The 25,245-nt window shown below is 67.1% G+C and carries 26 protein-coding genes and 1 riboswitch; of the genes, 14 read left to right on the top strand and 12 right to left on the bottom strand.

The window, feature by feature from the left end:
- Nucleotides 1-87 precede the first annotated feature (87 nt).
- Together MSP7336_RS09960 and MSP7336_RS09965 are read left to right on the top strand one after the other, a co-directional pair.
- Complete coding sequence (locus tag MSP7336_RS09960) at nt 88-1,299, top strand: acetyl-CoA C-acetyltransferase (protein WP_069396723.1); 1,212 nt, start codon at nt 88-90, stop codon at nt 1,297-1,299.
- A gap of 7 nt (nt 1,300-1,306) precedes the next feature.
- Nucleotides 1,307-3,454, top strand: coding sequence for a 3-hydroxyacyl-CoA dehydrogenase NAD-binding domain-containing protein (locus tag MSP7336_RS09965; RefSeq protein WP_113963618.1), 2,148 nt, complete (start codon nt 1,307-1,309; stop codon nt 3,452-3,454).
- 9 nt (nt 3,455-3,463) lie between these two features.
- Here MSP7336_RS09965 and MSP7336_RS09970 read toward each other — a convergent pair whose 3' ends face one another.
- From MSP7336_RS09970 to MSP7336_RS09980, 3 genes are read right to left on the bottom strand one after another with little or no spacing between them, the layout of a single operon-like run.
- Complete coding sequence (locus MSP7336_RS09970) at nt 3,464-4,072, bottom strand: class I SAM-dependent methyltransferase (RefSeq protein ID WP_113963619.1); 609 nt, start codon at nt 4,070-4,072, stop codon at nt 3,464-3,466.
- Nucleotides 4,073-4,081: 9 nt separating this feature from the next.
- Nucleotides 4,082-4,951 (bottom strand): LLM class F420-dependent oxidoreductase, encoded by an 870-nt coding sequence (locus tag MSP7336_RS09975; protein WP_069396726.1) that lies wholly within the window; start codon nt 4,949-4,951, stop codon nt 4,082-4,084.
- A 3-nt stretch (nt 4,952-4,954) separates the two neighbouring features.
- Entirely contained in the window at nt 4,955-6,166 is a 1,212-nt protein-coding gene (locus MSP7336_RS09980; protein ID WP_113963620.1) for an FAD-dependent monooxygenase, read from the bottom strand.
- A gap of 76 nt (nt 6,167-6,242) precedes the next feature.
- Between MSP7336_RS09980 and MSP7336_RS09985 the strand changes: the two genes are divergently transcribed.
- From MSP7336_RS09985 to MSP7336_RS10000, 4 genes are read left to right on the top strand one after another with little or no spacing between them, the layout of a single operon-like run.
- On the top strand, nt 6,243-6,779 hold the full coding sequence (locus MSP7336_RS09985; protein ID WP_069396728.1) for a TetR/AcrR family transcriptional regulator: 537 nt from the start codon (nt 6,243-6,245) through the stop codon (nt 6,777-6,779).
- A 15-nt stretch (nt 6,780-6,794) separates the two neighbouring features.
- Nucleotides 6,795-7,784 carry an LLM class F420-dependent oxidoreductase gene (locus MSP7336_RS09990; RefSeq protein ID WP_113963621.1) on the top strand — a complete coding sequence of 330 codons (990 nt, stop codon included), beginning with the start codon at nt 6,795-6,797 and terminating at the stop codon, nt 7,782-7,784.
- A 47-nt stretch (nt 7,785-7,831) separates the two neighbouring features.
- Nucleotides 7,832-8,257 carry a Zn-ribbon domain-containing OB-fold protein gene (locus MSP7336_RS09995; RefSeq protein ID WP_069396730.1) on the top strand — a complete coding sequence of 142 codons (426 nt, stop codon included), beginning with the start codon at nt 7,832-7,834 and terminating at the stop codon, nt 8,255-8,257.
- Nucleotides 8,258-8,269: 12 nt separating this feature from the next.
- A complete protein-coding gene (locus MSP7336_RS10000) occupies nt 8,270-9,415 on the top strand; it encodes a thiolase family protein (RefSeq protein WP_113963622.1) in 1,146 nt (381 codons plus the stop codon).
- A gap of 9 nt (nt 9,416-9,424) precedes the next feature.
- Here the strand turns inward: MSP7336_RS10000 and MSP7336_RS10005 are convergent, their stop codons facing one another.
- Both MSP7336_RS10005 and MSP7336_RS10010 read right to left on the bottom strand, forming a co-directional pair.
- Nucleotides 9,425-11,074 (bottom strand): DNA repair helicase XPB, encoded by a 1,650-nt coding sequence (locus tag MSP7336_RS10005; protein ID WP_069396732.1) that lies wholly within the window; start codon nt 11,072-11,074, stop codon nt 9,425-9,427.
- A 9-nt stretch (nt 11,075-11,083) separates the two neighbouring features.
- Nucleotides 11,084-13,342: a helicase-associated domain-containing protein gene (locus tag MSP7336_RS10010; protein WP_069396733.1), complete on the bottom strand. Its 2,259-nt coding sequence runs from the start codon at nt 13,340-13,342 to the stop codon at nt 11,084-11,086.
- Nucleotides 13,343-13,399: 57 nt separating this feature from the next.
- Here MSP7336_RS10010 and MSP7336_RS10015 point away from each other — a divergent pair, with 57 nt between their 5' ends.
- The 4 genes from MSP7336_RS10015 to MSP7336_RS10030 are packed head-to-tail and all read left to right on the top strand — an operon-like array spanning nt 13,400 to nt 15,033.
- Nucleotides 13,400-13,633, top strand: coding sequence for a hypothetical protein (locus MSP7336_RS10015; protein ID WP_069396734.1), 234 nt, complete (start codon nt 13,400-13,402; stop codon nt 13,631-13,633).
- Between the two features lie 7 nt (nt 13,634-13,640).
- A complete protein-coding gene (gene moaC / locus MSP7336_RS10020; RefSeq protein ID WP_069396735.1) occupies nt 13,641-14,126 on the top strand; it encodes a cyclic pyranopterin monophosphate synthase MoaC in 486 nt (161 codons plus the stop codon).
- Nucleotides 14,126-14,608 carry a MogA/MoaB family molybdenum cofactor biosynthesis protein gene (locus MSP7336_RS10025; protein ID WP_069396736.1) on the top strand — a complete coding sequence of 161 codons (483 nt, stop codon included), beginning with the start codon at nt 14,126-14,128 and terminating at the stop codon, nt 14,606-14,608. The genes moaC and MSP7336_RS10025 overlap by 1 nt, the downstream gene beginning before the upstream one ends.
- Complete coding sequence (locus MSP7336_RS10030) at nt 14,605-15,033, top strand: molybdenum cofactor biosynthesis protein MoaE (protein WP_069396737.1); 429 nt, start codon at nt 14,605-14,607, stop codon at nt 15,031-15,033. The genes MSP7336_RS10025 and MSP7336_RS10030 overlap by 4 nt, the downstream gene beginning before the upstream one ends.
- 1 nt (nt 15,034) lies before the next feature.
- Here the strand turns inward: MSP7336_RS10030 and MSP7336_RS10035 are convergent, their stop codons facing one another.
- The 4 genes from MSP7336_RS10035 to MSP7336_RS10050 form a co-directional block, all read right to left on the bottom strand.
- Entirely contained in the window at nt 15,035-15,982 is a 948-nt protein-coding gene (locus MSP7336_RS10035; RefSeq protein WP_069396738.1) for a transglycosylase family protein, read from the bottom strand.
- Nucleotides 15,983-15,991: 9 nt separating this feature from the next.
- Nucleotides 15,992-16,212, bottom strand: a riboswitch (cyclic di-AMP (ydaO/yuaA leader).
- A gap of 225 nt (nt 16,213-16,437) precedes the next feature.
- On the bottom strand, nt 16,438-16,716 hold the full coding sequence (locus MSP7336_RS10040) for a MoaD/ThiS family protein (RefSeq protein WP_069396778.1): 279 nt from the start codon (nt 16,714-16,716) through the stop codon (nt 16,438-16,440).
- A 4-nt stretch (nt 16,717-16,720) separates the two neighbouring features.
- Nucleotides 16,721-17,803, bottom strand: coding sequence for a GTP 3',8-cyclase MoaA (moaA, locus tag MSP7336_RS10045; RefSeq protein WP_069396739.1), 1,083 nt, complete (start codon nt 17,801-17,803; stop codon nt 16,721-16,723).
- The gene (locus tag MSP7336_RS10050; protein WP_069396740.1) at nt 17,800-18,204 is read right to left on the bottom strand and encodes a YccF domain-containing protein; all 405 of its coding nucleotides are present in this window, start codon (nt 18,202-18,204) and stop codon (nt 17,800-17,802) included. The genes moaA and MSP7336_RS10050 overlap by 4 nt, the downstream gene beginning before the upstream one ends.
- Nucleotides 18,205-18,353: 149 nt before the next feature.
- Here MSP7336_RS10050 and MSP7336_RS10055 point away from each other — a divergent pair, with 149 nt between their 5' ends.
- The 3 genes from MSP7336_RS10055 to MSP7336_RS10065 all read left to right on the top strand — a co-directional run bounded on the left by MSP7336_RS10055 (nt 18,354) and on the right by MSP7336_RS10065 (nt 21,811).
- Nucleotides 18,354-18,755: a cold-shock protein gene (locus MSP7336_RS10055; protein ID WP_069396741.1), complete on the top strand. Its 402-nt coding sequence runs from the start codon at nt 18,354-18,356 to the stop codon at nt 18,753-18,755.
- A gap of 108 nt (nt 18,756-18,863) precedes the next feature.
- Entirely contained in the window at nt 18,864-20,801 is a 1,938-nt protein-coding gene (locus MSP7336_RS10060; RefSeq protein WP_069396742.1) for an acyl-CoA dehydrogenase family protein, read from the top strand.
- Complete coding sequence (locus tag MSP7336_RS10065) at nt 20,798-21,811, top strand: glutathione S-transferase family protein (RefSeq protein WP_069396743.1); 1,014 nt, start codon at nt 20,798-20,800, stop codon at nt 21,809-21,811. The genes MSP7336_RS10060 and MSP7336_RS10065 overlap by 4 nt, the downstream gene beginning before the upstream one ends.
- On the opposite strand, the gene MSP7336_RS10070 is transcribed toward MSP7336_RS10065, so the two are convergent.
- Nucleotides 21,808-22,254 carry a DUF2771 domain-containing protein gene (locus MSP7336_RS10070; protein WP_276002400.1) on the bottom strand — a complete coding sequence of 149 codons (447 nt, stop codon included), beginning with the start codon at nt 22,252-22,254 and terminating at the stop codon, nt 21,808-21,810. The two genes, MSP7336_RS10065 and MSP7336_RS10070, sit on opposite strands and share 4 nt — an antisense overlap.
- A gap of 38 nt (nt 22,255-22,292) precedes the next feature.
- Nucleotides 22,293-23,864, bottom strand: a complete 1,572-nt coding sequence (locus tag MSP7336_RS10075; protein ID WP_069396745.1) for an MFS transporter — start codon at nt 23,862-23,864, stop codon at nt 22,293-22,295.
- A gap of 93 nt (nt 23,865-23,957) precedes the next feature.
- On the opposite strand from MSP7336_RS10075, the gene MSP7336_RS10080 reads away from it, so the two are divergent.
- On the top strand, nt 23,958-24,728 hold the full coding sequence (locus MSP7336_RS10080) for a DUF3027 domain-containing protein (RefSeq protein ID WP_069396746.1): 771 nt from the start codon (nt 23,958-23,960) through the stop codon (nt 24,726-24,728).
- Here MSP7336_RS10080 and MSP7336_RS10085 read toward each other — a convergent pair.
- Nucleotides 24,725-25,180: an SRPBCC family protein gene (locus tag MSP7336_RS10085; protein ID WP_069396747.1), complete on the bottom strand. Its 456-nt coding sequence runs from the start codon at nt 25,178-25,180 to the stop codon at nt 24,725-24,727. The genes MSP7336_RS10080 and MSP7336_RS10085 overlap by 4 nt on opposite strands.
- Nucleotides 25,181-25,245 lie beyond the last annotated feature (65 nt).

The following is a 25,245-nucleotide window of genomic DNA, read 5'->3' on the forward strand; positions in this document are numbered from 1 at the left end:
AGCGCGGGTGCAGCCTCCCAACCAACAGGTTGATCGGCCTGCTGTTAGGGTGGCGGCATACCTATCCGATCGATAGAGGAATCTGCCATGTCCGAAGAAGCCTTCGTTTACGAGGCCATCCGCACGCCGCGGGGCAAGCAGCGCAACGGGTCGCTGCACGAGGTCAAGCCGCTCAACCTGGTCGTCGGCCTGATCGACGAACTGCGCAACCGCTTCCCCGACCTCGATGAGCACCTGATCAGCGACGTCATCTTGGGCGTGGTGTCGCCGGTCGGCGACCAGGGCGGCGACATCGCCCGGGCCGCGGTGCTGGCCGCGGGCCTGCCCGACACCACCGGCGGTGTACAGCTCAACCGGTTCTGCGCGTCCGGCCTGGAGGCGGTCAACACCGCCGCGCAGAAGGTGCGCTCGGGGTGGGACGACCTGGTGCTGGCCGGCGGCGTGGAGTCGATGAGCCGGGTGCCGATGGGCTCCGACGGCGGCGCGATGGCGCTGGACCCGGTTACCAACTACGACCTCGGCTTCGTGCCGCAGGGCATCGGCGCCGACCTCATCGCCACCATCGAGGGCTTCTCGCGTGAGGACGTCGACGCCTACGCGCTGCGCAGCCAGCAGAGAGCCGCGGCGGCGTGGTCGGGCGGCTACTTCGCCAAGTCGGTGGTGCCGGTCCGCGACCAAAACGGCCTGCTGATCCTCGACCACGACGAGCACATGCGGCCCGACACCACGATGGAGGGCCTGGCCCAGCTCAAGCCCGCCTTCGAAGGTATCGCCGCGCTGGGCGGATTCGACGACGTGGCGCTGCAGAAGTACCACTGGGTGGAGAAGATCAACCACGTGCACACCGGCGGCAACAGCTCCGGGATCGTCGACGGGGCCGCGCTGGTGCTGGTGGGCAGTGAGAAGGCCGGCGAATCGCAGGGTTTGACGCCGCGCGCCCGCATCGTGGCGACCGCCACCAGCGGCGCCGAGCCGACGATCATGCTGACCGGCCCAACCCCGGCCACCCGCAAGGTGCTCGACCGGGCGGGACTGACCGTCGACGACATCGACCTGTTCGAGCTCAACGAGGCGTTCGCGTCGGTGGTGCTGAAGTTCCAGAAGGACTTGAACATTCCCGACGAGAAGCTCAACGTCAACGGCGGCGCGATCGCGATGGGTCACCCGCTGGGTGCCACCGGCGCAATGATCCTCGGCACCATGGTCGACGAGCTGGAGCGCCGTAATGCGCGGCGCGCGTTGGTCACCCTGTGCATCGGCGGCGGCATGGGTGTCGCCACCATCATCGAGCGAGTCTGAGGGAAGCATGGCAGAGAACACCATCAAGTGGGACAAAGACGCCGACGGCATCGTCACGCTGACGCTGGACGACCCGTCCGGGTCGGCCAACGTAATGAACGAGGCGTACATCGAGTCGATGGGAAAGGCCGTCGAACGCCTTGTCGCCGAGAAGGATTCGATCACCGGAGTGGTGATCACCAGCGCCAAGAAGACCTTCTTCGCCGGCGGTGACCTCAACAGCATGATCAAGCTGGGGCCGGAAGACGCCGGGCAGGCTTTCGACACGGTCGAGCGGATCAAAAAGCATCTGCGCACCCTGGAGACGTTCGGCAAGCCGGTGGTCGCCGCGATCAACGGGGCGGCGCTCGGCGGCGGCCTGGAGATCGCGCTGGCCTGTCACCACCGGATCGCCGCCGACGTGAAGGGCAGCCAGATCGGCGTGCCGGAGGTGACGCTGGGCCTGCTGCCCGGAGGCGGCGGGGTCACCCGCACCGTGCGGATGCTCGGCATCCAAAACGCGTTCGTCACAGTGCTTTCGCAGGGCACCCGGTTCAAGCCGGCCAAGGCCAAACAGATCGGCCTGATCGACGAGGTGCTGCCCACGGTCGAGGAGTTGGTGCCCGCGGCGAAGGCGTGGATCAAGGCCAACCCCGACAAGCACGTGCAGCCGTGGGACCAAAAGGGCTACAAGATGCCCGGCGGCACTCCGTCGTCGCCGAGCTTGGCGGCCATCCTGCCGTCGTTCCCGTCGAACCTGCGCAAGCAGCTCAAGGGCGCACCGATGCCCGCGCCGCGGGCCATCCTGGCCGCCGCGGTGGAGGGTGCGCAGGTCGACTTCGACACCGCCAGCCGCATCGAAAGCCGCTACTTCGCGCAACTGGTCACCGGTCAGGTCGCCAAGAACATGATCCAGGCGTTCTTCTTCGACTTGCAGCACATCAACTCCGGTGGTTCACGGCCCGACGGCATCGAGCAGACACCGATCAAGAAGATCGGTGTGCTTGGTGCCGGCATGATGGGCGCCGGCATCGCCTACGTGTCGGCCAAAGCCGGCTTCGACGTCGTGCTCAAAGACGTCAGCCTGGAAGCCGCCCAGAAGGGCAAAAGCTACTCCGAGAAGCTGGAAGCCAAGGCGCTGGAGAAGGGCCGCACCACCGAGCAGAAATCCAAGGCGTTGCTGGACCGCATCACCCCGACCGGTGAGGCCGCCGACCGCAAGGGCGTCGACTTCGTCATCGAGGCCGTCTTCGAGAACCAGGATCTCAAACACAAGGTCTTCGCCGAAATCGAAGACATCGTCGAGCCCAACGCGATCCTGGGATCCAACACCTCGACGCTGCCGATCACCGGTCTGGCGACCGGTGTCAAGCGCCAGGAGGATTTCATCGGGATCCACTTCTTCTCACCGGTCGACAAGATGCCGCTGGTCGAGATCATCAAGGGCGAGAAGACATCTGACGAGGCGCTGGCTCGGGTGTTCGACTACACCCAGGCCATCGGCAAGACCCCGATCGTGGTCAACGACAGCCGCGGCTTCTACACCAGCCGGGTGATCGGCACGTTCATCAACGAGGCGATCGCGATGCTCGGTGAAGGCGTGGAGCCGGCCAGCATCGAGCAGGCCGGCTCGCAGGCCGGTTACCCCGCACCGCCGCTGCAGCTCTCCGACGAGCTCAACCTGGAGCTGATGCACAAGATCGCGGTCGCCACCCGCAAGGGTGTCGAAGACGCCGGCGGCACCTACCAGCCGCACCCGGCCGAAGCCGTCGTCGAGAAGATGCTCGAGCTCGGTCGGCCCGGCCGGCTGAAGGGCGCCGGGTTCTACGAGTACGCCGACGGCAAGCGTGTTGGTCTGTGGCCGGGCCTGCGAGAGACGTTCAAGTCGGGCTCGTCGCAGCTGCCGCTGCAGGACATGATCGACCGGATGTTGTTCGCCGAGTCGCTGGAGACGCAGAAATGTCTCGACGAGGGTGTGATTACGTCGACGGCCGACGCCAACATCGGATCGATCATGGGCATCGGGTTCCCACCGTGGACCGGCGGCACCGCGCAGTTCATCGTCGGCTACCAGGGTGCACACGGCACGGGTAAGCAGGCTTTCATCGCCCGCGCCCGTGAACTGGCCGCCAAGTACGGCGACCGGTTCCTGCCGCCGGATTCGCTCACCTCGTAGCGCTGGGTACTACCGGCGTCGCTGTAAAACGTAGCTGCGGGCCACGAACCGTGCGGCGAACTTGTTCTGCGCTGTCCACCGCGGTTCGTCCGTGGCCGACAGCAGCGTCCAGTCTGCGCTGAATCGGCGCTCGATCTCCGCTTGTTCAACGCCGGCTGGTCCCAAACGGCCAGCGGGTTTGAACGCGACCATGAACAGCCGTGCTTCCGGGGCGGCGACCGCGCTGACCTCCTGCACGTACAGATCGCGATCGTGATCGCTCATGCCATGGAAGCAGCCGTTGTCCACGATCAGCCCGAAACCCGGGGTGATCCCGTACTGGCGCAAATGCGTGACGTCCGCCTGGACGAAATCGACCGTTACGCCGGCGGAGTCGGCCTTCGCGCGGGCCTTCTCGAGCGCCTTCGGCACGAAATCCACTCCGGTGACCTGCCATCCGTGTTGAGCCAGGTAGATCGACGCGTCTCCGGTGCCGCACCCGAGATCAAGGGCCGAGCCAGGTGGCAGCGGGTCGCTTCCCTCGACGAGCTCACGCAGCACCGGCGACTGCGGGTGGCCGTCCCACGGTGTGAATCCCAGCCGGTAGAAGACCCGAAACAACCGATGTCGAGAAGCCATGACCTCACGTTAGACGCGGTTGTGAACCGCGGCGAGCCGACGCCACTGCTGGCGGGGAAATGTCTTCGGATCGGCGAGCAGCACCTGCACGCACACATGATCGGCGCCGGCCGCATGGTGTTCGTTGACTCTGCGCATGACGGTCTGTTCGTCTCCCCACGCGATGATCGCGTCGAAAAGACGGTTGCTGACTTGTGTCAGATCGTCGGGGGAGAATCCGATGCGCAGCAGGTTATTGGCGTAATTGGGCAGGGCCAAATATGAGCGCAGCCAATCGGTTCCTATGGCGCGGGCCTCGTCGGCGCTCTCGCACAGGATCACCGTCTGCTCCGGCAGCAGCAACGGGCCTTCGCCTAACGCCTCGCGGGCAGTGGCGGTGTGGTCAGGAGTGGTCAGGTAGGGGTGAGCTCCCCGGGTGCGACTGGCCGCCAAGGCCAGCATCTTGGGCCCCAGCGCGGCCAGCACTCGATTCTCGGCGGGCACCGGTTGTTCTGCGGCATCGAGGCCGTCGAGAAACGATGCCGTCGTTGCCAGCGGTTTTCGGTATCGGCCCGGTTCGGCGGCGTCGATCAACGGTGCGTGACTGACCCCGATTCCGAGCAGGAAGCGCTCGCCATGAGCGGCGGTCAGCGCCGCATAGGAGGCCGCGACCTCGGCTGCCGAGTGCATCCACAGATTCAGGATCCCGGTCGCGATCGTGGTCCGCTTGGTTGCCGCCAGCAGCCGGTCCACCCGATCCAGCACCGGCTTCCCCCCGACATCGGGGATCCACAATGCGGTAAAACCGAGTTCTTCCAATTCGGCTGCGGCTTCGGCAGATTCGGCCGAGTCACCGTAGCGAAGCTGACTACTCCAGATTCCGACCCCGGAAAGATCCATGCGTCAATGCTGCCAAACGCCGGCGTCGTAATCGGGCACGGGTATCGAGTCGTGCATGCGCACGCCGTTGGTGTTGAGCTTGGCGAGAGCGCGAGTGAGTGGTGCGGGCAGCACGGAGATCAGTTGCGCACCGCGAGTCACCGCCCACAGCGCGGCCCGGGACCCGGGTACGACGGTCTTTGCGGCGCGCCGCGCAAAGGCGCGGCTGCGTCGCACCGGTTCGCGCATCTGATGTTCGTAGGCGGCAAACGCTTCTACGTGATCGCCGTCGGCGCGGGCCAGTTCTGAAGCCAAGATGTAAGCGCCGATCACCGCGAGGCTGGTGCTGCCGCCGACCGCGGGGCCTGGGCAGTAGCCGGCATCGCCGACAAGTGTCACCCGCCCACGTGACCACCTGTCAAGCAGCAGCTGGGTGATCGAGTCGAAGTAGAACGCCGGGGTGGTGTCGAGTTGCTCGAGCCAGCCGTGCACCCGTGGGTTCATTTTCGCGAATGCATCCCGCAGTAAGTCCTTCTGGCACGGCACATCCCGGTGGTGATATTCCAGTTGCGGGCTGTGGAACAAAAACACCGCGCGCGCGTCGTCCAGGTGTCGTGCACTGTAGATCGCGGCGATGCGGCCGATCTCGCCGTATCCGGCCATCTCACCTTCGGGCGCCGCCGTTTTCGGCATGGACATCACCGCAAGATGGCCCCCGAGGTAGCTGGTGACACCGGCGTCGTCACCGAAGACCAGTTGCCGAACATTGGAGTGCAGCCCGTCGGCGCCGACCACGACATCGAACGTCCGGGGTGCGGCGTGTTCGAAGGTCACGTCCCCGTCGGGGGAGATGGCGGTGATCGAATCGCCGAAGAGGTACTCGACATCGTTGCGGCCGGCGTCGTAGTAGATCTCACTGAGGTCGTCGCGCATGATCTCCACGTGCCGGTCGGAGGCGGCGCTGTAGACCTTGGTCAGGTCGACCCGGATGGGCCGGTCCGCGCCCTTGCGGTAGATGGCCAACCGGTTCGTCCCGGTGGCCCGGTCCTCCACGCGGGGCAGCACGCCCATCCGGGACGTGATTTCCATTGCCGGCCGGAACAAGTCGACGGCGTGCCCACCGGTCTTGCGCAAGGCGGGTGCGCGTTCGACGACGGTGACGTCGAATCGGTAGCGAGCCAGCCAATACGCCAGGACCGGTCCGGCGATGCTCGCGCCTGAGATCAATACCCGCATGCCGCGCTCCTTACTTAACGATAGGTAAGTCTAGCATGACGAGCTTACCTATCGTTAAGTCAGATAAACTGCCGGGGTGAGCAGGCCACGTTCCGACACCCGGGAACGGATTCAAGACGTCGCGCGCGAGCTGTTCGCGCAGCAGGGTGTGCAGCGCACCAGCCTGCAGGACATCGCCGACAAGCTCGGCATCACCAAACCGGCGTTGTACTACCACTTCAGCTCTCGCGAAGAGTTGGTGCGCAGCATCGTGCAGCCGCTGATCGACGACGGCGAGCAGTTCGTCGCCGAGCAGGAGGCGAAACGCAAAGTCGACGTCAGGCAGTTGCTGGAGGGCTATTTCGATTTCCACTATCACCGCCGGCAGGACCTCGTCGTCGTGCTCGCCGAATTCGCCATACTCGAAGACCTCGGGCTGGTCGAGAAGGTGCTCGCTTGGCGCGCCCGGCTGGGCAAATTGGTGTTCGGTCCCAAGCCGACGCTGACTCAAGCCACTCGGGCGGTCATCGCATTCGGCGGTCTGCAGGACTGCTGTCTGCAATTTCGCGATGTGCCGCGTGATGAGTTGCGTGCCGCGTCGGTCGAAGGTGCCCTCGCCGCCTTGGGTATCTGATTAGAGTCGCACCCTATGCGCTTCGGACTTTTCATTCCACAAGGCTGGCGACTGGACCTCGTCGGAATCGAACCCGCCAAGCACTGGGCGGTGATGCGTGACCTGGCCGGATATGCCGATGCCGGAGTGTGGGATTCGTTGTGGGTCTACGACCACTTCCACACCGTTCCGATGCCCACCGGGGAGGCCACCCACGAGGCGTGGTCGTTGATGTCTGCCTACGCGGCGACGACGTCGCGAATCAAGCTCGGCCAGATGTGCACTGCGATGAGTTATCGCAATCCGGCTTACCTTGCCAAGGCGGCGGCCACCGCGGACATCATCTCCGGCGGCCGCATCCAGATGGGTATCGGTGGTGGCTGGTACGAACATGAATGGCGCGCCTACGGTTACGGCTTTCCGTCGGTGAAGGTGCGGCTCGGGCGCCTCGATGAGGGCGTGCAGATCATGCGCGACGCCTGGCGTGACGGCAAGGTCAGTTTCACCGGTGAGCACTATCAGGTTGACGGCGCGATTGTGGCGCCGAAACCGTTGCAGGACGGCGGTATTCCATTGTGGATCGCCGGCGGGGGAGAGAAGGTGACGCTGCGGATCGCAGCCAAGTACGCCCAATACACCAATTTCACGCCGGACCCGGAAGCGTTCGCCCACAAGTCTGATGTCCTGGCCCGGCACTGCCGTGACATGGGCACCGATTTCGGCCGCATCGTTCGTTCTGTCAACGTCAATGCCGTCGTCGCCACATCCGGCCCCGAGGTCAACGACCGGGTGCAACGGGTTCGGGACCGCCTGGCGCGCCTCGTGCCCGAGTCGGCGGCGGATGCGACGATCGCGGGCACCACCGGGCCGGAGTCGGCGGTCGGCACGACCGAGCAGGTCACCGAGCGGCTGGCGCGGCTGCGCGATCTGGGTTGCGAGTACGTCATCTGCTATTTCCCGGAGGCCGCCTATGACCGCTCCGGTATCGAACTGTTCGAACGCGAGGTGATCCCGGCGTTGGGCTAGGAGAATGGGGTTTCCGTTTCTGCCGAACGCTGTTGTACGGTTCGGTTATGCAGAAGGCACTGGCGCCCGAGATTTCCACCTGGCCGGACGACAATCCGCAGCTGATCGGTAGTCAGTGCGGCGACTGCGATGCCACTACCTTCCCCGTGCAACAGCATTGTCCGCGGTGCAGCGGCGCCAACATGTCCGAGTTGCTGCTGCCTCGCCGCGGAACGTTGGTGGCCTGGACGACGCAGGGCTTTCCGCCGGGGCCGCCCTACGCCGGCCCGACGGGCCAGGCGTTCGTTCCGTTCGGCGTCGGCCTGGTCCAACTCGGCCTGGGTGAAGACGCGGTGATTCGCGTCGAGGGACGGCTCACCGAAAGTGATCCGGAAAAACTGCAGTTCGGCATGGAAGTCGAACTGACCATGGTGCCGTTTACCACCGACGACGAGGGCAACGAAGTCCTGACGTTCGCCTTCGCGCCGGTGTGATTGGAGTCAAACATGAATGATGTGGCCATCATCGGCGTGGGTTTGCACCCGTTCGGTCGTTTCGAGGGCAAGTCCGCGATGGAAATGGGCGCCGACGCCATCCAGGCAGCATTGTCCGACGCCTGCCTGGACTGGAAGGACATCCAGTTCGGGGTGGGCGGAAGCCATGAGGTGTCCAACCCGGATGCGGTGACCAGATTGGTGGGCCTGACCGGGATTCCGTTCACCGATGTGTTCAATGCCTGCGCGACGGCGGCCACTGCCACACAGGTCTGCGCGGACACGATCCGGTTGGGCAAATACGACATCGGCATCGCCGTAGGCATGGACAAACACCCGCGCGGTGCTTTCACCGACGACCCCGCGAAGTTGGCGCTGCCGGCCTGGTACGCCGAGAACGGGCAGTTCCTCACCACGAAGTTCTTCGGGATGAAGGCCAACCGCTACTCGCACGACCACGGAATCTCGGCCCAGACGCTGGCCAAAGTGGCCGCCAAGAACTACCGCAACGGTGAGCTCAACCCCAACGCGTTCCGGCGTAAGCCGTTGTCGGAGGAGGAGATCCTCAACTCGGCGGTGCTGAATTATCCGCTGACCCAATACATGTTCTGTGCACCCGACGAAGGCGCCGCCGCGGTGATCATGTGCCGCGCCGACATCGCACACCGCTACACGTCCAAACCGGTCTATTTGCGCGCGACCGAGATTCGGACCCGTCGCTACGGCGCGTATGAGGTACATGCCACCTGTGCGCCGATCGAGGAGGACGTATCCCCAACCGTCTACGCGTCGCGGGCTGCGTTCGAGGTGGCCGGGGTTGCGCCGGAGGAGGTCGACGTCATTCAGCTGCAGGACACCGACGCCGGCGCCGAAGTGATCCATATGGCCGAAGCGGGGTTCTGCGCCGACGGCGAGCAGGAGAAGCTGCTGGCCGAGGGCGCCACCGAGATCACCGGCCGGATGCCGGTCAACACCGACGGCGGTTTGATCGCCAACGGGGAGCCGATCGGGGCCTCAGGGCTGCGGCAGGTGCACGAGCTGGTGCGTCAGCTGCGCGGCGAAGCAGGCGAGCGGCAAGTACGCGGCACACCGCGGGTGGGCTTCGCTCAGGTATACGGCGCGCCCGGTACCGCGGCCGCGAGCATCCTGACGACCTAGCGGCCCGCGCTAGATGGCCGGACCCAAAAGGTCGTCCGCGTCGCGGATCACGTAGCCGTAGCCCTGTTCGGCGAGGAAGCGCTGTCGGTGCGCGGCGTACTCGGCGTCCTGGCTGTCGCGGGCGACCACCGAGTAGAAGATGGCGCCGCCGCCGCCGGTCTTGGGCCGCAACAGCCGCCCCAGCCGTTGCGCCTCCTCCTGGCGTGATCCGAATGTGCCCGAAACCTGAACCGCCACCGCGGCTTCCGGCAGATCGATGGAGAAGTTGGCGACTTTGGACACCACCAGCGTGCTGATCTCGCCGCGGCGGAATGCGTCGAACAGGTCCTCGCGTTCGCTGGTCTTGGTGGATCCTTGGATGACCGGAGCGTCGAGCACATCGCCCAGCTCCTCGAGCTGGTCGAGGTAGGCGCCGATCACCAAGGTCTGCTCACCGGGGTGTCGGCTCAGGATCGAGCGGACCACCGCGATTTTCGAGTGCGCCGTCGAGCACACCCGGTAGCGCTCGTCGGGTTCGGCGGTGGCGTAGGTCATCCGCTCGCTGTCGGTGAGCGTGACCCGCACCTCGACGCATTCTGCCGGAGCGATCCAGCCTTGCGCCTCAATGTCTTTCCAGGGTGCGTCATAGCGTTTGGGCCCGATCAGGCTGAACACGTCGCCTTCGCGGCCGTCCTCACGGATCAGGGTGGCGGTCAGGCCCAACCGCCGCCGCGACTGCAGGTCGGCGGTCATCCGGAACACCGGCGCCGGCAGCAGGTGCACCTCGTCGTAGATGATCAAGCCCCAGTCGCGGCTGTCGAACAGCTCCAGGTGGCGGTACTCGCCCTTGGTGCGGCGGGTGATCACCTGATAAGTGGCGATGGTGACCGGCCGGATCTCCTTACGCTCGCCGGAATATTCGCCGATCTCCTGTTCGGTCAGCGACGTGCGGGCGATCAGTTCGCGTTTCCACTGCCGGCCCGCGACGGTGTTGGTGACCAAAATCAGCGTCGTCGCACTGGCTTTCGCCATCGCAGCCGCACCGACCAGCGTCTTGCCCGCACCGCACGGCAGCACCACCACCCCGGAGCCGCCCGACCAGAACGACTCGGTGGCCATTCGCTGGTAGTCGCGCAGATGCCAACCGTTTTGGCGCAGGCTGATCGGGTGCGCCTCGCCGTCCACGTATCCGGCCAGATCCTCGGCCGGCCAGCCGATTTTGAGCAGCATCTGCTTGACCCGGCCGCGCTCGCTGGGGTGCACGACCACGGTGTCGTCGTCGATCCGGGCGCCGAGCATCGGCGCGATCTTCTTGTGTCGCAGCACTTCTTCGAGCACCGCCCGGTCCAGGCTGACCAGGGTCAAGCCGTGTGCGGGATTCTTGACCAACTGCAGCCGGCCGTAGCGGGCCATGGTGTCGACGATGTCGACCAGCAGCGGCTGCGGGACCGCGTAGCGGGAGTAGCTCACCAGCGCGTCGACTACCTGCTCGGCGTCGTGGCCGGCGGCGCGGGCGTTCCACAGGGCCAGCGGCGTGATCCGGTAGGTGTGCACATGCTCGGGTGCGCGTTCCAGCTCGGCGAACGGCGCGATCGCTGCGCGCGCGGCGCCGGCCAGCTCGTGGTCAACCTCGAGCAGCACCGTCTTGTCGGACTGCACGATCAACGGCCCGTCAGTCATAGCGCCCCATTATCCGGACTCGTGTGACACGACTGATGTGATGCGGTGGATGGCGAACTCCCGGGCCTGCCCGGAGGTGGAGTCGAACGCCACGAGTTGGCCGCCGACCACTGCGACCGGCATCACGATCCGCTGGGTGGACACCCCGGCGGCGTCGACGTATCCGATCACCACGGTCTCGTCTTGGCGGGCGGCGCGCTGCAGCAACGACATCGCGACCGCGGGATCGATCCGCGTGTTGGCCAGCGGCCCGGCGCTCACCTTGCGCAGCACCGCAACTACCGCACGCAGGGATTCGCCGCTGGGCCGCGGCAGCGGGCGATGCTTGCGGCGTTGCGGCGGTGTAGGTACGCGGGCGCCCCGCGACCGGATGTCGACGACGCTGCCGGTGGAGTCCTCGGCGGCGGGTGCGAAGCCGGCGTCGCGCAACGCCGACAGCACTTCGGCGATCGGTGCCTGCGATATCGCCACCGTCGGCGCCAGCACCCGTAACCCGAGCTCTTCGACCGCGGGCGCGCTCACCGCCTGCGCGAGCAGAGTCGGGTCCTCGCACCGCACAAACGAGGTCGCCATGCCGATCCGCAGCTGTCCGTGCCGACGGGCCACGTCGTCGATTAGATAGGTAAGCGATTGCGGCACCGGGGTTTTGGAATGTTTGGCAAACAGCGAATGCAAGCTGTCGGCGGTTTTGCCGATGTCCAGGGCGTGCCGGATGGAGGCTTCGGTGACCCGGTACACCATTGCCGCGCCCGCTGATTCCACCGTGGCGACCGCGGCCAGTTCTTCGGCCAACGGGCGTTCCAACGGGCCCGGCACCACCACGGTCAGATCGGCCTGGACCAGGAAATGGTCGACCGGCGTAGGCAGGCTGCGTTCCATGGCGGCCACGACGGCGGCCTCATCCTTATCCTCGGCTAACAGCGCTCGCCCGGGTGTGCTGATCGCGCCGCGCCCGATCAGGCCCAACACATGCGCCTCGTTCAGCAGATCTTCGACGGGCTTGGGCTGCAGTCGTTTGGCCCACCGCGGTCGCCGCCACACCAGTGCGGCCGATGCCGACGCCGCGTCCACCCCGCTGCCGGCCGGCAGCTCGGCCAGCATGCCCAGTACCAGCCTGCGATCCAGCGGCGCCGCCGTCGAGTACACCGAGTTCGACAGGGCACCATATGGTTTCGCGTCCGGACCGCGCGTTCCGATCAACGCCGGTCGGGCCGGCAGGTCCAGCCAGGTGCTGGCCAGCAGATGCCACCGGCCGGCGGTGGATGCCTCAGCGAATCGGTCCGCGGCCACCGTCGGGGCCCAATAGGGGCCGTCGCCGTCGTCGGGCGCTGGGTCGGGAAGGCCCGCCGCGATCAGGCCGGCGGCGGCAGCCAGCTCGAGGATCAGGCCCAGGCGGGCCTCGTCGATTGCGGTGACCTTGGCCAGCCGTTTGACTTCGCGCACTCCCAGCCCGCCGCTGCGCAACTCGGGAACCGGTGTGGCGCTGAGGGTTTCGAGCAGCACGTCGACTTCGCGGAGCAGGTCGATGGCCGCACCCGCGGCCGCCGCATCGGCATCGGCGCCTGTGGTGGTGGTCAGCACCGGGTCGGGTGCGGTCAGCGTCGACGGGCCGGGATTTTCCCCGCGCAACACCTGTCCGACCTGGCGGGGCAGGATCACCGTGTCGGCGTCGATGCGGCGCAACAGGCCTTTGGCCAGCAGCCGCGGCACCGGGCGATCCGGCGGCGCGCCCGGCGCGGCGTCGCGGGTGCGCCCCATCGGTGACCCGTCGACCAACTTGTCCAGCACGGCCAGCTCGGCGTCGTCGAGTTCGTCGAGCAGCGCGGCGATCTGCTCGCCGGTGGGTGATTCGTCTTCCAGGATCGCTTGGCCGGGGTGCCACGGCAGCCCGGCGGCGGCGTCGGGTGCGACTCGCACCTCGGTGTCACCCCACACCAGGGCTCGCTGCATGAGGTCGTCGACCGCGGCCATCACGTCGGCTTCGGGCGCCCGATCGCCGATCAGCGCGAGCAGTTTGGCGATCGGCACCGGGGCGGCATCGGCATGCAGCACCAGCAGCGCGTCGATGATCGCCAGCCGCAGGAAGTCCAGCTCGTCGGTGGCCGCCCGGATCGACTGGCGGGCCTGGGCCCGCGCCGCCAGGGCGGTGATGCTGCCCGGCGACGGCTGGGCGAGGTCGGGTCGCAGTTCCAGCAGGCGGATCAGCCGCTCGTCGGGTAAGTCGGCCAGCCAGGGCCCCAGCGGGATGCTCGGGGTGTGTTCGGTCATTGCTGACCAGCGTAAAGCAGCTGCCCGACGGCCCGAGTTCGCTCGCGACCTGTCAGAATGGGTGACGTGGCTGACAACGCTGACAAGCAGGCTGACAAGCAGGTTGAGAAAAAGGCTCGAAAGACCAAGTACGTCGACCACGGGTGGCCGACAACCGACCCCGACGATCACGCGGTGAGCGAACTGGCGGCCGATCGCGTCGGTGCGCTGTCGCCGTTCGGCGACTTGGTCTTCCCGCTGCCGCCCGACGACTTGCCCTACGTCCACCCGGTCACGGTCGTCAACCGGTAGGCGCCCGATGTCCGGCGCGCCATCTTCCGGTCCGCTCTCGCACATCGACGAGGGCGGCGCGGCGCACATGGTCGACGTCACCGAAAAGACAGCCACCAAGCGCACCGCCGTGGCGGCCGGCACGTTCCACACCTCCGCGAAGGTGGTGTCGCTGATCTCGGCCGGCGGTTTGCCCAAGGGTGACGCGCTGGCCACCGCGCGAGTAGCGGGCATCCTCGCCGCCAAACGCACCAGCGACCTCATCCCGCTCTGCCACCAGCTGGCATTGACCAGCGTCGAGGTCGACTTCACCGTGAAAAAGTCCGGTGTCGAGATCACCGCGACGGTGCGCAGCACCGACCGGACCGGGGTGGAGATGGAGGCGCTGACCGCCGTGAGCGTGGCGGGCCTGACCCTCTACGACATGGTCAAGGCAGTGGATCCGGCCGCGCGCATCGACGATGTGCGGGTACTGCGCAAAGACGGTGGCAAAACCGGAACCTGGGTGCGCTGATGGCCGAGCGGTCGGCACGGGTCATCATCGCTTCCAGTCGTGCGGCAGCCGGTGTGTACGAGGATAAGTCCGGCCCGATCATCGCCGAATGGCTTGAGCAACGCGGGTTTTCGTCCGTGCAGCCGCTGGTGGTCCCCGACGGCGACCCGGTTGGTGCGGCGTTGCGCGATGCGGTCGGCGACGGCGTCGACCTGATCATCACGTCCGGTGGCACGGGCATCTCACCCAGCGACGACACCCCGGCGCAGACGGCGGCGGTGCTCGACTACGAGATCCCCGGACTGGCCGACGCGATCCGCCGCTCGGGGCTGCCGAAGGTGCCGACCTCGGTGCTGTCCCGCGGCGTGTGCGGGGTGGCCGGCCGGACCTTGATCGTCAACCTGCCGGGCTCCACGGGCGGGGTGCGCGACGGGCTGGCGGTGCTCGGTGACGTGCTCGACCATGCGCTGGACCAGCTGGCCGGCGGTGATCACCGCCGATGACCCCTCGAGTTCTGCGCGCCGCGCTGACCGAGCAGCCGATCGTGTTGGCCGAACACGAGGAGCTGGTCGGCCACCAGGCCGCCGGCGCGATCGTCGGGTTCGTCGGAATGATCCGCGATCACGACGGCCAGCGGCCGGTACTGCGGCTGGAGTACTCCGCGCACCCGTCGGCCGAACGGGTCATGGCCGAGGTGCTGGCCGAAGTCGCCGAGCAGTCGCACGGTGTGCGGGCCATCGCGGCCAGCCATCGCATCGGTGTGCTGCAAATCGGCGAGGCGGCGCTGGTGGCCGCGGTCGCCGCCGACCACCGCCGGGAGGCATTCGACACCTGCGCGCTGTTGGTGGACACCATCAAGGCGCGGCTACCGGTGTGGAAGCACCAGTTCTTCGCCGATGGAACCGACGAGTGGGTGGGCTCGGCCTGACTTACCGGACGGGGCCGGACTGCCCTGCGAGGGCCGCCAGCGCACCGTTGCCGTTGACGCCCTGCGCCTCGATCGCCTGCCACAGGTCTTTCATGAAGCTGGACTCCAGGTTTTGCGGCGCCGTGAAGGGCCGCCGGGTGGTGTCGTTCGGCGCGGGAGCCCAATAGGACACCGACTGGGCCTGGTGCACTTCCTGCGGCTCAGCCGCGGGCGGCGCCTCGTCAGCCGCGACTGCCTCGGCTGGCGGTGCCGGTTCTTCGGCCGGTAACTGGGCCGGTTCTTCGGCCGGTGCCTCGTTGGCGACGGGCTCGACCGGTGGGCCGGGCTCGTCGGCCGGCGGAGCCGGCTCAGCTTGCGGCGCGGGCTCCTCCTCGGCCGCGACCATCTCGGCAGGCGGAGCCTCCGGCGGCGGTGGCGCCTCGAACTCCGGCGGGGGTGGCGCGTCGGGCTCCGGTGCCGGCGGCGCCTCCGGGGCGGGCGGTGGTGGTGCCTCCGGGGCCGGCGGTGCATCGAACGCCGCGGGCTCGGCGTTGGGCGCCGGGTCGTCTTCGGGGGCGTTCACCGGAGCGTCCGCGAGCACGTTGCGGGGCGTCGCGGCCGACAACCCGCGACCGCACACCGGCCAAGCGCCGCGACCCTGGGTCGCCAACACCCGCTCGGCAACCGCGATCTGCTGTTCTCTGGTGGCCAGGTGGGCCGACGGGGCGAATTCGCCGCCGCCGTGGGCCGCCCACGTGCCTCGGTTGAACTGCAGACCGCCCTGGTAACCGTTTCCGGTGTTGATCGACCAGTTGCCGCCGGACTCGCAACGGGCTACCTGGTCCCATTCGCCGTCGGTCGCGGCCGACGCGTGGCCCGCGAGGGCCATGCTGCCGCCACCGATCACTGCCCCGGTGAAGGCGATCTTGGCGACGTTGACGTTCGTGGGCTTGCGATGGCGTCCACTCATGCGTCAGTGATGTCCTCTCTGTGTGCGCCCGCGAGGTCAGCTGTCGGGTTCGGGCTGGATGCAACCAGAGAGGCCGCCCGGCCACAGCCGTCGGAGACGACGGTGGCTTCACCCCAAGGAGCCCCAAGAGGCTCCGGTCCGCTTTTCGGTGGACCGGTGGGTCCCCCGCCTCCATCCATTGGTTCTCGTCGGTTCCCCGCCTGCTGGATGGAGCTCGGCGCTACAGGAGGGGAAGGCCTTGTCGCTCATAGGGACTCGACAAGCCCGCGGGAGACGCTAGCGAATTCGGACGTGTGAGTCACGTCATGACGAAACCGGCGATTCGCGTTTGGCGGCCGTGGCGAATTGCCAGGAAAGCACTGCGTCCGCGCAGCTCAGCGAGGTGCGAAATCGCGTCGTTGCCGAGCTGTTATCCAACCGTTATGTGATGTAAATCACGCCGAAAGCCGCGGCGGTCAGCCCCCGGCGAAGGGTGGGAGGACGTCGATCGTGTCGCCCGCGCGCAGCGGGGTGGACGTGTCGCGGACCGCGATCCCGTCGCACAGATACGAGCATCGGGCGAGCACCTTCGCCAGCTGCGCATCGCGCGCGGCCAGGGTGTCGACCAGCTCGCCGAGCGTGGTCCCGGATTGCACGGTGACGGTTTCCGAGTCGGCCCCGGCAGCCGCCCGCGCTGCCGCGAAAAAGCGGACGTTGACGGCAATTGCAGTGAGTTCGCCAGCGGAGTGTGTCACCAGATCACCCACCAATCGCGCTCATCGGACGGTCCGGCTGGATGAAGTTCGGGTCGTTGATGCCGTGGCCGGCGGGTTTGCCCCACATCGCGGCCCGCCAAGTCATCTCGATCGCATCGTCGTCGGCGCCCGAACGCAGCAGCCCGCGCAGGTCGGTTTCCTTGGTGGCGAACAGGCAGCTGCGGATCTGGCCGTCGGCGGTCAACCTGGTGCGGTCGCAGTCCCCGCAGAACGGGTGGGACACCGAGGCGATGATCCCGACCTTGCCGGACCGCCCGCCGGGACCCTCGTCGACCAGCCACAGCTGGGCCGGCGCGGATCCGCGTGGTGCCGGGTCGGGTCGTAGCCGGAAATGCGGGCGCAGGGCGGCCAGCACATCGTCGGCGGACAGTGTGGCGCCGCGGCGCCACTCGTGGCCGGCGTCGAGCGGCATCTGCTCGATAACGCGCAGCTGGTAGTCATGCGCAAGGCAGAACCGCAGCAGCTCCACCACGTCTTCACGCCCGGTCGCGGGATCGAGCACCGCGTTCACCTTGACCGGCTCGAAGCCGGCCCGTTTGGCGGCGGCCAGGCCATCTAGGACGTCGGAGAGCCGGTCACGGCGGGTGATCGCCGCGAAGTGCTCTCGGTCCACGGTGTCCAGCGACACGTTCACCCGGTCCAGGCCGGCTTCGGCGAGCGCGGCCGCCCGTCGGTCCAGGCCCAGGCCGTTGGTGGTCAACGAAATCTCGGGGCGGGGCCGTAACGCCGCGGTTGTCGCCACCACCTCCTCGAGATGGCGGGCCAGCAACGGCTCGCCGCCGGTGAACCGCACACTGGTGATCCCCAGCCGGGTCACGGCGATACGCAGCACCCGCGCCAGTTCGTCGGCGCGCAACAAGTGCTCGCCGGGCAGCCAGTCCAGTCCTTCGGCCGGCATGCAGTAACGGCAGCGCAGGTTGCAACGGTCGGTCAGCGACACCCGCAGGTCGGTGGCGACCCGCCCATAGCTGTCGACCAGCGGGCCGGTGGTCGGGAACGCCCCGGTGCTCACCAGCTCGTCCGTGTCGCGGCGTACCGTCGGCACACCGAGCGCGATCAGCGTCATGCCGGCACCGCTTGGGCTCGTGGCGTCGCGCCGACCGGAACTATCTCTTTGCCCAGCGGCACCAGCGACACCGGAATCAGCTTGAGGTTGGCCAGCGCCAACGGAATCCCGATGATGGTGGCCGCCTGCGCGAGCGCGGTTGTCAGATGAATGACGGTCAGCGAGATGCCGAATAACAGGACCCAGATGACATTGCCGATCAGCGCTCCCGGCCGCGCGCCGGGCTTCTCGACGATGGTGCGCCCGAAGGGCCAGAGGGCATATGAGGCGATGCGCAGCGAAGCGAAGCCGAACGGGATGGTGATGATCAGCAGGAAGCAGACGAGCGCGGCGAGCAGGTATCCCGCGGCCAGCCAGATGCCGCCGAAGACCAGCCAGATGATGTTCAGGATCAGGCGCATATCTCCTCCACCGGTACGGCCAGCGTACCGACTCAACGGGGGTGCTCGGGCAGCCGGCATCCGAGTAGGATTTGCAGTCGCGTCCTGCGCAGGCGGGACGCTTCCTTGTGTTGCCTTTAGTGGATGCATCAGACAAGCAGGTGAGACCAGTGCCGACCGGCAAGGTGAAGTGGTACGACGCCGCCAAGGGCTTCGGCTTCTTGTCCCAGGAGGACGGCGAAGACGTCTACGTCCGCTCCTCGGCGCTGCCCGAGGGGGTCGAGGATCTCAAGACCGGCCAGCGTGTCGAGTTCGGTATCGCCACCGGGCGGCGCGGGCCGCAGGCGTTGAGTCTCAAGCTGATCGATCCGCCGCCCAGCCTGTCTCGACGCCGGGAACCGGCTGAGCACAAGCACAGCCCTGACGAACTGCACGGCATGGTGGAGGACATGATCACCCTGCTGGAAAGCACGGTGCAGCCCGAGCTACGCAAGGGGCGCTACCCCGACCGCAAGACCGCGCGGCGCGTCTCGGAGGTGGTCAAGGCGGTGGCCCGAGAGCTCGACGCCTGAGGAAAAGCCGTCGGCCGACGAAAACGTGCGCCAAAGCGTACTGGCGAGTAACACTGGGTACTACCACCCCGGGAGTACCCAGGGAGCCCGTCCAGCGAGGAGTGTCCGATGGCGCAGCAGGTACAGGTCACCGAGGAGCAAGCGAGAGCCGTAGCCGAGGAGTCACGCGAATCCGGCTGGGATAAACCGTCTTTCGCTAAAGAGCTTTTCCTCGGTCGCTTTCCACTAGATCTGATTCACCCGTTTCCCCGGCCGACCGACGAGGACGCCGCCCGCACCGACGCTTTCCTGACCAAGCTGGGCGAGTTTCTCCGCGGGGTCGACGGCAGCGTGATCGAACGCGATGCCCAGATTCCCGACGAATACGTGAAGGGCTTTGCTGACCTGGGCTGCTTCGGGATGAAGATTCCCGTCGAGTACGGCGGCCTGGGCATGTCGCAGGTAGCCTACAACCGCGCCCTGATGATGGTGTCGTCGGTGCATCCGAGTCTGGGCGCACTGCTGTCGGCGCACCAGTCGATCGGGGTGCCCGAACCGCTCAAGCTGGCCGGCACCGAGGAACAGAAGCAAAAGTTCCTGCCGCGCTGTGCGGCCGGAGGGATCTCGGCGTTCCTGCTGACCGAACCGGACGTGGGCTCCGACCCGGCGCGGCTGGCGTCCACGGCGATCCCGGTCGACGACGGGCAGGCCTACCAGCTCGACGGCGTGAAGTTGTGGACCACCAACGGCGTCGTCGCCGATCTGCTGGTGGTGATGGCCCGCGTACCCAAGAGCGAGGGACACCGGGGCGGAATCAGCGCGTTTGTCGTCGAGGCCGATTCACCCGGCATCACCGTCGAACGCCGCAACAAGTTCATGGGGCTGCGCGGCATCGAAAACGGTGTGACCCGGATGCATCGGGTACGAGTCCCTCGCGAAAACCTCATCGGGCGCGAAGGCGACGGTCTGAAGATCGCGCTGACCACGCTGAATGCCGGGCGGCTGGCCATCCCGGCGATTGCCGCCGGTTCGGCGAAATGGTCGTTGAAGATCGCACGGGAGTGGTCGTGTGAACGGGTGCAATGGGGCAAGCCGGTGGGCGAGCACGCCGCCGTCGCCAACAAGATCGCGTTTATCGCGGCGACCGCCTACGCCCTGGAATCGGCGTTGGAGCTGTCCGGGCAGATGGCCGACGAAGGCCGCAACGACATCCGGATCGAGGCGGCGCTGGCCAAGCTGTGGTCGAGCGAAATGGCCTGCGTGATCGCCGACGAACTGGTGCAAATCCGCGGCGGCCGCGGCTATGAAACCGCCGAGTCGCTGGCGGCCCGCGGTGAGCGTGCGGTACCGGTGGAGCAGGTCGTGCGCGACCTGCGCATCAACCGGATCTTCGAAGGTTCCAGTGAGATCATGCGGTTACTGATCGCCCGTGAGGCCGTCGACGCGCACCTGAGTGCCGCCGGGGACCTGGCGAACCCCAAAGCCGATATGCGCCAGAAGGCCAAGGCGGCCGCCGGCGCGAGCGGGTTCTACGCGAAGTGGTTGCCGCAGTTGGTATTCGGTGAAGGACAGCTCCCGACGAGCTACCGCGATTTCGGCCCCCTGGCAACCCACCTGCGGTTCGTCGAACGCTCGTCACGCAAGCTCGCCCGCAACACGTTCTACGGAATGGCGCGCTGGCAGGCGGCTTTGGAGCAAAAGCAGGGATTCCTCGGCCGCGTCGTGGACATCGGCGCGGAGCTGTTCGCCATGGCGGCATCGTGCGTGCGCGCCGAGGCGCAACGGGCCGCCGACCGCGCCGAAGGTGACCAGGCGTACGAATTGGCCGACGCGTTCTGCCAGCAGGCCACCTTGCGGGTGGAGGCGCTCTTCGACGCGTTGTGGACCAATACCGACGGCACCGACTTGCGGCTGGCGCGAAATGTGCTGGCGGGCAGGTATACCTGGCTCGAGGAGGGCATCCTCGACCAGTCCGAGGGCACCGGGCCATGGATCGCCCATTGGGAACCCGGCCCGTCCACCGAGGAGAATGTGGCGCGGCGGTTCCTGACGGCCGCCTCGTCATGACAGCGTCGTACGTCGCAACATCAGGGGAGTTCAACCGCGATTCCAATTACATCGCGACCCGGATCACCGCCGACGGACGCGACGGCTATCCGGTCGAGCCGGGCCGCTACCGGTTGATCGTCGCGCGTGCGTGCCCCTGGGCGAACCGGGCGATCATCGTTCGGCGGCTACTCGGCTTGGAAGATGCTATTTCCATTGGGTTTTGCGGCCCAACCCACGACGAGCGGAGCTGGACATTCGATCTGGATCCCGGCGGTGTCGATCCGGTGCTGAAAATTCCGCGGTTGCAAGACGCCTATTTCAAGCGGTTCCCCGACTACCCGAAAGGCATCACGGTCCCGGCGATTGTCGATGTGCCCACCGGCGCGGTCGTCACCAACGATTTCGCGCAGATGACGTTGGACTTGTCAACGCAGTGGACGGCCTATCACCGCGACGGCGCTCCGAACCTTTACCCCGAACCGCTGCGCGCTGAGATCGACGAAGTGGCGCAACGGATCTACACCGAGATCAACAACGGTGTGTACCGCTGCGGCTTCGCCGGTACCCAGGAGGCCTATGACGCGGCCTACGAGCGGCTGTTCGCCGGGCTGGACTGGGTCAGCGATCGGCTGGCGAGGCAGCGGTATCTGGTGGGCGACACCATCACCGAGGCTGACGTGCGGTTGTTCACCACACTGGCCCGATTCGATCCGGTTTATCACGGGCATTTCAAGTGCAATCGCACCAAGTTGTCCGAAATGCCGGTGCTGTGGGCATATGCGCGTGATCTGTTCCAGACACCCGGTTTCGGCGACACGGTAGATTTCGTCCAGATCAAGCAGCACTACTACATCGTGCACGCGGACATCAACCCCACCCGCATCGTGCCGCGCGGCCCCGATCTGTCCGGTTGGCTCACCCCGCACGGTCGGGAAGCGTTGGGCGGTAGGCCATTTGGCGACGGCACACCACCCGGGCCACCGGTGGACGGCGAGCGCGTGCCCCCCGGCCACGGGGCGGACGGCTAAAACAGCGTTCGCACCGACCACTCGGCGTGTGGGACGTCGTGCAACTGACCGGCGGGGTCGACCACCAAGGTCAGCAGTTGCACGACGATTCCGGCCAAGCGCCCGCGCTGCGGGTCGACGGTGGGAATGGTGACCGCCAGCCGACTGCCCGGTCGAAACATGGTGGCGGTGGTGTTCGCCTCGTCGGCATATACCCGCAGCAGTCGCCACGGTGCCCGGCCGATCGAACTCGGCACCGAAAGCTGCACGGGATCAACGGCATTCACCGGTAATTCGCCCTGGGTATGCGGGGTCTGGCAATCGGTCACGTCGAGCACGTCGCAATACAGGTACGGCCCGACCCGGGTCAGGTGACCGTGCGAATACGCGCTGATCTCGGGTCGCACCGGGCCGCGTTCACCGACAAGCAACCAGGCACCGATTCCCGCGGCGGTCGCGGTCATTACCACCACGACCGCCACCAGCACGGCGAGCGGACGTTTCACTGCGGCGTCACCAGGTTGGTGGGGTCGTGCTCGACCAGGACGGGCCGGTTTCCGCCCAGCCCGGGTATCAACGAGTGGCCCCGGAAGCTGACCACAGTCTGGGCCAGACCCAGGATGAGCAGCGCGCCCACCGCAGTGAAGCCGACCCACAGCTCGGTGTAGAGCAGCACGCCCAGCGTGCCGCCGAGCACCCAGGCCAGCTGCAGCGTCGACTCGGAACGGCCGAACGCCGAGGCGCGGGATTCTTCGGGCAGGTCGTCTTGCAACGAAGCGTCCAGTGAGGCCTTGGCGATCGCACTCGCCCCGGAGGTGATCAAGGTGGCGATGGCGGCCGCCGGCAGGGTGCCGGCCACGGCCGCGGCCAGTGCCGATGCAGTGACCGCCACCGTGCAGCGCACCACCAGCACGGCGGGCCTGCCCAGCTGCAACCGCGCGCTGGTGAAGTTGCCCACGAAATTCCCGACCGCCGCTGCCGCCCCGATCAACCCCAACATGGCCAGCTGCACCCAGCCACTGGCGTCGTGCGCCTTGGCGACGAACGCCGGATACAAGAACAGAAAGCCGACCATGACTTTGATCGTGGAATTACCCCACAATGCGGTAATGATGTTGCGGCCCAACGGTTGCAGCAAGCTACGGGGTCCGCTTCGCGGCTGTTGGTTGCGATAACTCAACGTGGTCGGGACCTCGCCGGCGGTCACCTCGACCCATCGGGGGATCCGCATCGACAATGCCGCGCCGACCACGGTGACCGCGACGATGACGAACAAGGCGCCCGGCAGACCGAACAAGTGGGTGAGCGCAAACTCGATGCCGCTGGCGATGCCACCGCCCACGATGGTGCCGCCCAACAGCCCGAACATGGTCAGCCGGGAGTTGACCCGCACCAAATCGATCGTGGGCGGCATCACCCGCGGAGTTACCGCGCTGCGCAACACGGAGAACGACTTCGACAGCACCATCATGGCCAGCGCGCTGGGGTAGAGCACCCAGGACGGGAAGCTGCCGGTCGCGCTGTCGTAGTTGGCGATCAGCACGATCGCCAGCGCGGTGCGCAGTACGAACGAGGCCGCCAGCGCGACGCGCCGGCCGTGCTGCAGCCGGTCGAGCGCCGGACCGATCAGCGGCGCGATCACCGCGAACGGCGCAATCGTGATCAGCAGGTACAGCGCGACCCTGTCCTTGCTCTCCCCGGTGGCCGCCGCGAAGAACAGCGTGTTGGCCAGCGCGACGGCCATCGCGGAGTCGACCGCGGAATTGGCCACCACCGGCCAGGTCAGCGCGGTGAGCCCGGATCGGTCGGCGCCGTCGGCGGTCGCCGCCCGATGCACCAATCCGTACATCCGTGAACCCATTTCGCGGCTGCGCAGTGCCGCGGCGCGGGTGACTGTGATGCGCTCGGAATTGCGGGTTTGACGTGGCGGCTCTTTCCCGGGGGACGGACCGTACCGGCGGGCCCGGTCGCGTCCGGACCGGTCCTGCAATGGCGGCAGATAGCGGTTGGCGCTGGGCATCGGGGGGCGGCGCGGTCGCCGATCGCCCGAGTCGTCGGCCGGATAGTTGGCCATGCCGGGGTGCTCGGGCCGCTGTCTGGACACGAATCAATTCTCACCCATGCCGCCTAGTCGGCTGTGCAGGCGCTACGGCAGTATTGAAGGCATATGGAGACAGCGGACAGCGTGACGCAGTGGGCGGACGGGCTGGCACCGATCCTTACCGGCGCGGTCGAGCAGGCGCGCGCGGCCATCGTCGAGTTCAGCGGCGCCGACACTGTCGGTGACTACCTTGGGGTCGACTACGAAGACCCGACCGCGGCGACCCACCGATTCCTGGCCCACATCCCCGGCTACCAGGGCTGGCAGTGGGCCGTTGTGGTGGCCGCCCACCCGGGCGCCGACCACGCCACGGTCAGCGAGGTGGTGTTGGTTCCGGGCCCGACCGCATTGCTGGCGCCGCCGTGGGTGCCCTGGGAACAGCGGATCAGGCCGGGCGACCTGAGCCCCGGCGATCTGCTCGCGCCACCGCGGGACGACCCGCGACTGGTGCCGGGTTACACGGCCAGCGGTGACCCACTTCTCGACGAGACCGCCGCCGAGATCGGCTTGGGGCGGCGTTGGGTGATGAGCGCGTTCGGCCGAGCGGCGGCCGCGCAGCGCTGGCACGACGGCGACTACGGCCCGAACTCGGCGATGGCCCGGTCCACCAAACGGGTTTGCCGCGACTGCGGTTTCTTCCTGCCACTGGCCGGGTCGCTGGGCGCGATGTTCGGGGTGTGCGGCAACGAGTTCTCCGCCGACGGTCACGTCGTCGACCACGAGTACGGCTGCGGCGCGCACTCCGACACGCCGGCCCCCGCCGGCAGCGGCTCACCGGCCTACGCTCCCTACGACGACGGCGTGCTCGACGTCACCGAGCCGGCCAAGAACGACTAGCCGCTCTCGGCCGCGGCTTTGATCCGTGCCAGCGAGGTATTCATTCCCTCGATGAGCTCGCGCTCGAAGGAGTCTTCTCCGCCCAGCACGGCGTTCACGGTCATGGTCGAGATCGGCTTGACGCCGTTTTCGGCATGCCGGCTTTCGATCACCCGGGTGCCCTCGGGGATCGGCTGCAGCTCGTAGCTCCAGATCGTGCCGTTGGCGTTGACCCTGAACGCGAGCTTCTGGTCGGGGATCACCTCGACGATCGTGCACGTCGTGGGCCAGAACAGTTGCTTGCGACGGTTCAGGTTGAGCGTGCGGGTGCCCTGGCGGATCGGGCCAAGCGGCTTCATCCACCGGCACTGCGGACTCCATTGCGGCATCCTGCCGAGGTCGGACACCAATGCCCAGACCTTCGCCGGTGGCGCCTTGATATCGACCTGTGCCTGCAACAGCGGCGCTGCCATTCACTTCCTCCTAGTCGCCCAACGGTTTTAACGATGTCCTAGCGATGTCTTGGCGATGTCTTGGC

It is taken from the genome of Mycobacterium shimoidei, assembly GCF_900417275.1.
GTDB classification, from domain to species: domain Bacteria; phylum Actinomycetota; class Actinomycetes; order Mycobacteriales; family Mycobacteriaceae; genus Mycobacterium; species Mycobacterium shimoidei.

Bases quoted from the DNA above. Each gene is read 5' to 3' on its own strand.
- MSP7336_RS09960 (WP_069396723.1), top strand. From the start codon at position 88: ATGTCCGAAGAAGCCTTCGTTTACGAGGCCATCCGCACGCCGCGGGGC.
- MSP7336_RS10050 (WP_069396740.1), bottom strand. From the start codon at position 18,204: ATGCGCCTGATCCTGAACATCATCTGGCTGGTCTTCGGCGGCATCTGG.
- MSP7336_RS09995 (WP_069396730.1), top strand. From the start codon at position 7,832: ATGCAGAAGGCACTGGCGCCCGAGATTTCCACCTGGCCGGACGACAAT.
- MSP7336_RS10085 (WP_069396747.1), bottom strand. From the start codon at position 25,180: ATGGCAGCGCCGCTGTTGCAGGCACAGGTCGATATCAAGGCGCCACCG.
- MSP7336_RS10030 (WP_069396737.1), top strand. From the start codon at position 14,605: ATGACCCCTCGAGTTCTGCGCGCCGCGCTGACCGAGCAGCCGATCGTG.
- MSP7336_RS10065 (WP_069396743.1), top strand. From the start codon at position 20,798: ATGACAGCGTCGTACGTCGCAACATCAGGGGAGTTCAACCGCGATTCC.
- MSP7336_RS10070 (WP_276002400.1), bottom strand. From the start codon at position 22,254: ATGACCGCGACCGCCGCGGGAATCGGTGCCTGGTTGCTTGTCGGTGAA.
- MSP7336_RS10025 (WP_069396736.1), top strand. From the start codon at position 14,126: ATGGCCGAGCGGTCGGCACGGGTCATCATCGCTTCCAGTCGTGCGGCA.
- MSP7336_RS10080 (WP_069396746.1), top strand. From the start codon at position 23,958: ATGGAGACAGCGGACAGCGTGACGCAGTGGGCGGACGGGCTGGCACCG.
- moaA (WP_069396739.1), bottom strand. From the start codon at position 17,803: ATGACGCTGATCGCGCTCGGTGTGCCGACGGTACGCCGCGACACGGAC.
- MSP7336_RS10010 (WP_069396733.1), bottom strand. From the start codon at position 13,342: ATGACCGAACACACCCCGAGCATCCCGCTGGGGCCCTGGCTGGCCGAC.
- moaC (WP_069396735.1), top strand. From the start codon at position 13,641: ATGTCCGGCGCGCCATCTTCCGGTCCGCTCTCGCACATCGACGAGGGC.
- MSP7336_RS10075 (WP_069396745.1), bottom strand. From the start codon at position 23,864: ATGGCCAACTATCCGGCCGACGACTCGGGCGATCGGCGACCGCGCCGC.
- MSP7336_RS10005 (WP_069396732.1), bottom strand. From the start codon at position 11,074: ATGACTGACGGGCCGTTGATCGTGCAGTCCGACAAGACGGTGCTGCTC.
- MSP7336_RS09970 (WP_113963619.1), bottom strand. From the start codon at position 4,072: ATGGCTTCTCGACATCGGTTGTTTCGGGTCTTCTACCGGCTGGGATTC.
- MSP7336_RS10015 (WP_069396734.1), top strand. From the start codon at position 13,400: ATGGGTGACGTGGCTGACAACGCTGACAAGCAGGCTGACAAGCAGGTT.
- MSP7336_RS09975 (WP_069396726.1), bottom strand. From the start codon at position 4,951: ATGGATCTTTCCGGGGTCGGAATCTGGAGTAGTCAGCTTCGCTACGGT.
- MSP7336_RS09980 (WP_113963620.1), bottom strand. From the start codon at position 6,166: ATGCGGGTATTGATCTCAGGCGCGAGCATCGCCGGACCGGTCCTGGCG.
- MSP7336_RS09990 (WP_113963621.1), top strand. From the start codon at position 6,795: ATGCGCTTCGGACTTTTCATTCCACAAGGCTGGCGACTGGACCTCGTC.
- MSP7336_RS10060 (WP_069396742.1), top strand. From the start codon at position 18,864: ATGGCGCAGCAGGTACAGGTCACCGAGGAGCAAGCGAGAGCCGTAGCC.
- MSP7336_RS09965 (WP_113963618.1), top strand. From the start codon at position 1,307: ATGGCAGAGAACACCATCAAGTGGGACAAAGACGCCGACGGCATCGTC.
- MSP7336_RS10035 (WP_069396738.1), bottom strand. From the start codon at position 15,982: ATGAGTGGACGCCATCGCAAGCCCACGAACGTCAACGTCGCCAAGATC.
- MSP7336_RS10000 (WP_113963622.1), top strand. From the start codon at position 8,270: ATGAATGATGTGGCCATCATCGGCGTGGGTTTGCACCCGTTCGGTCGT.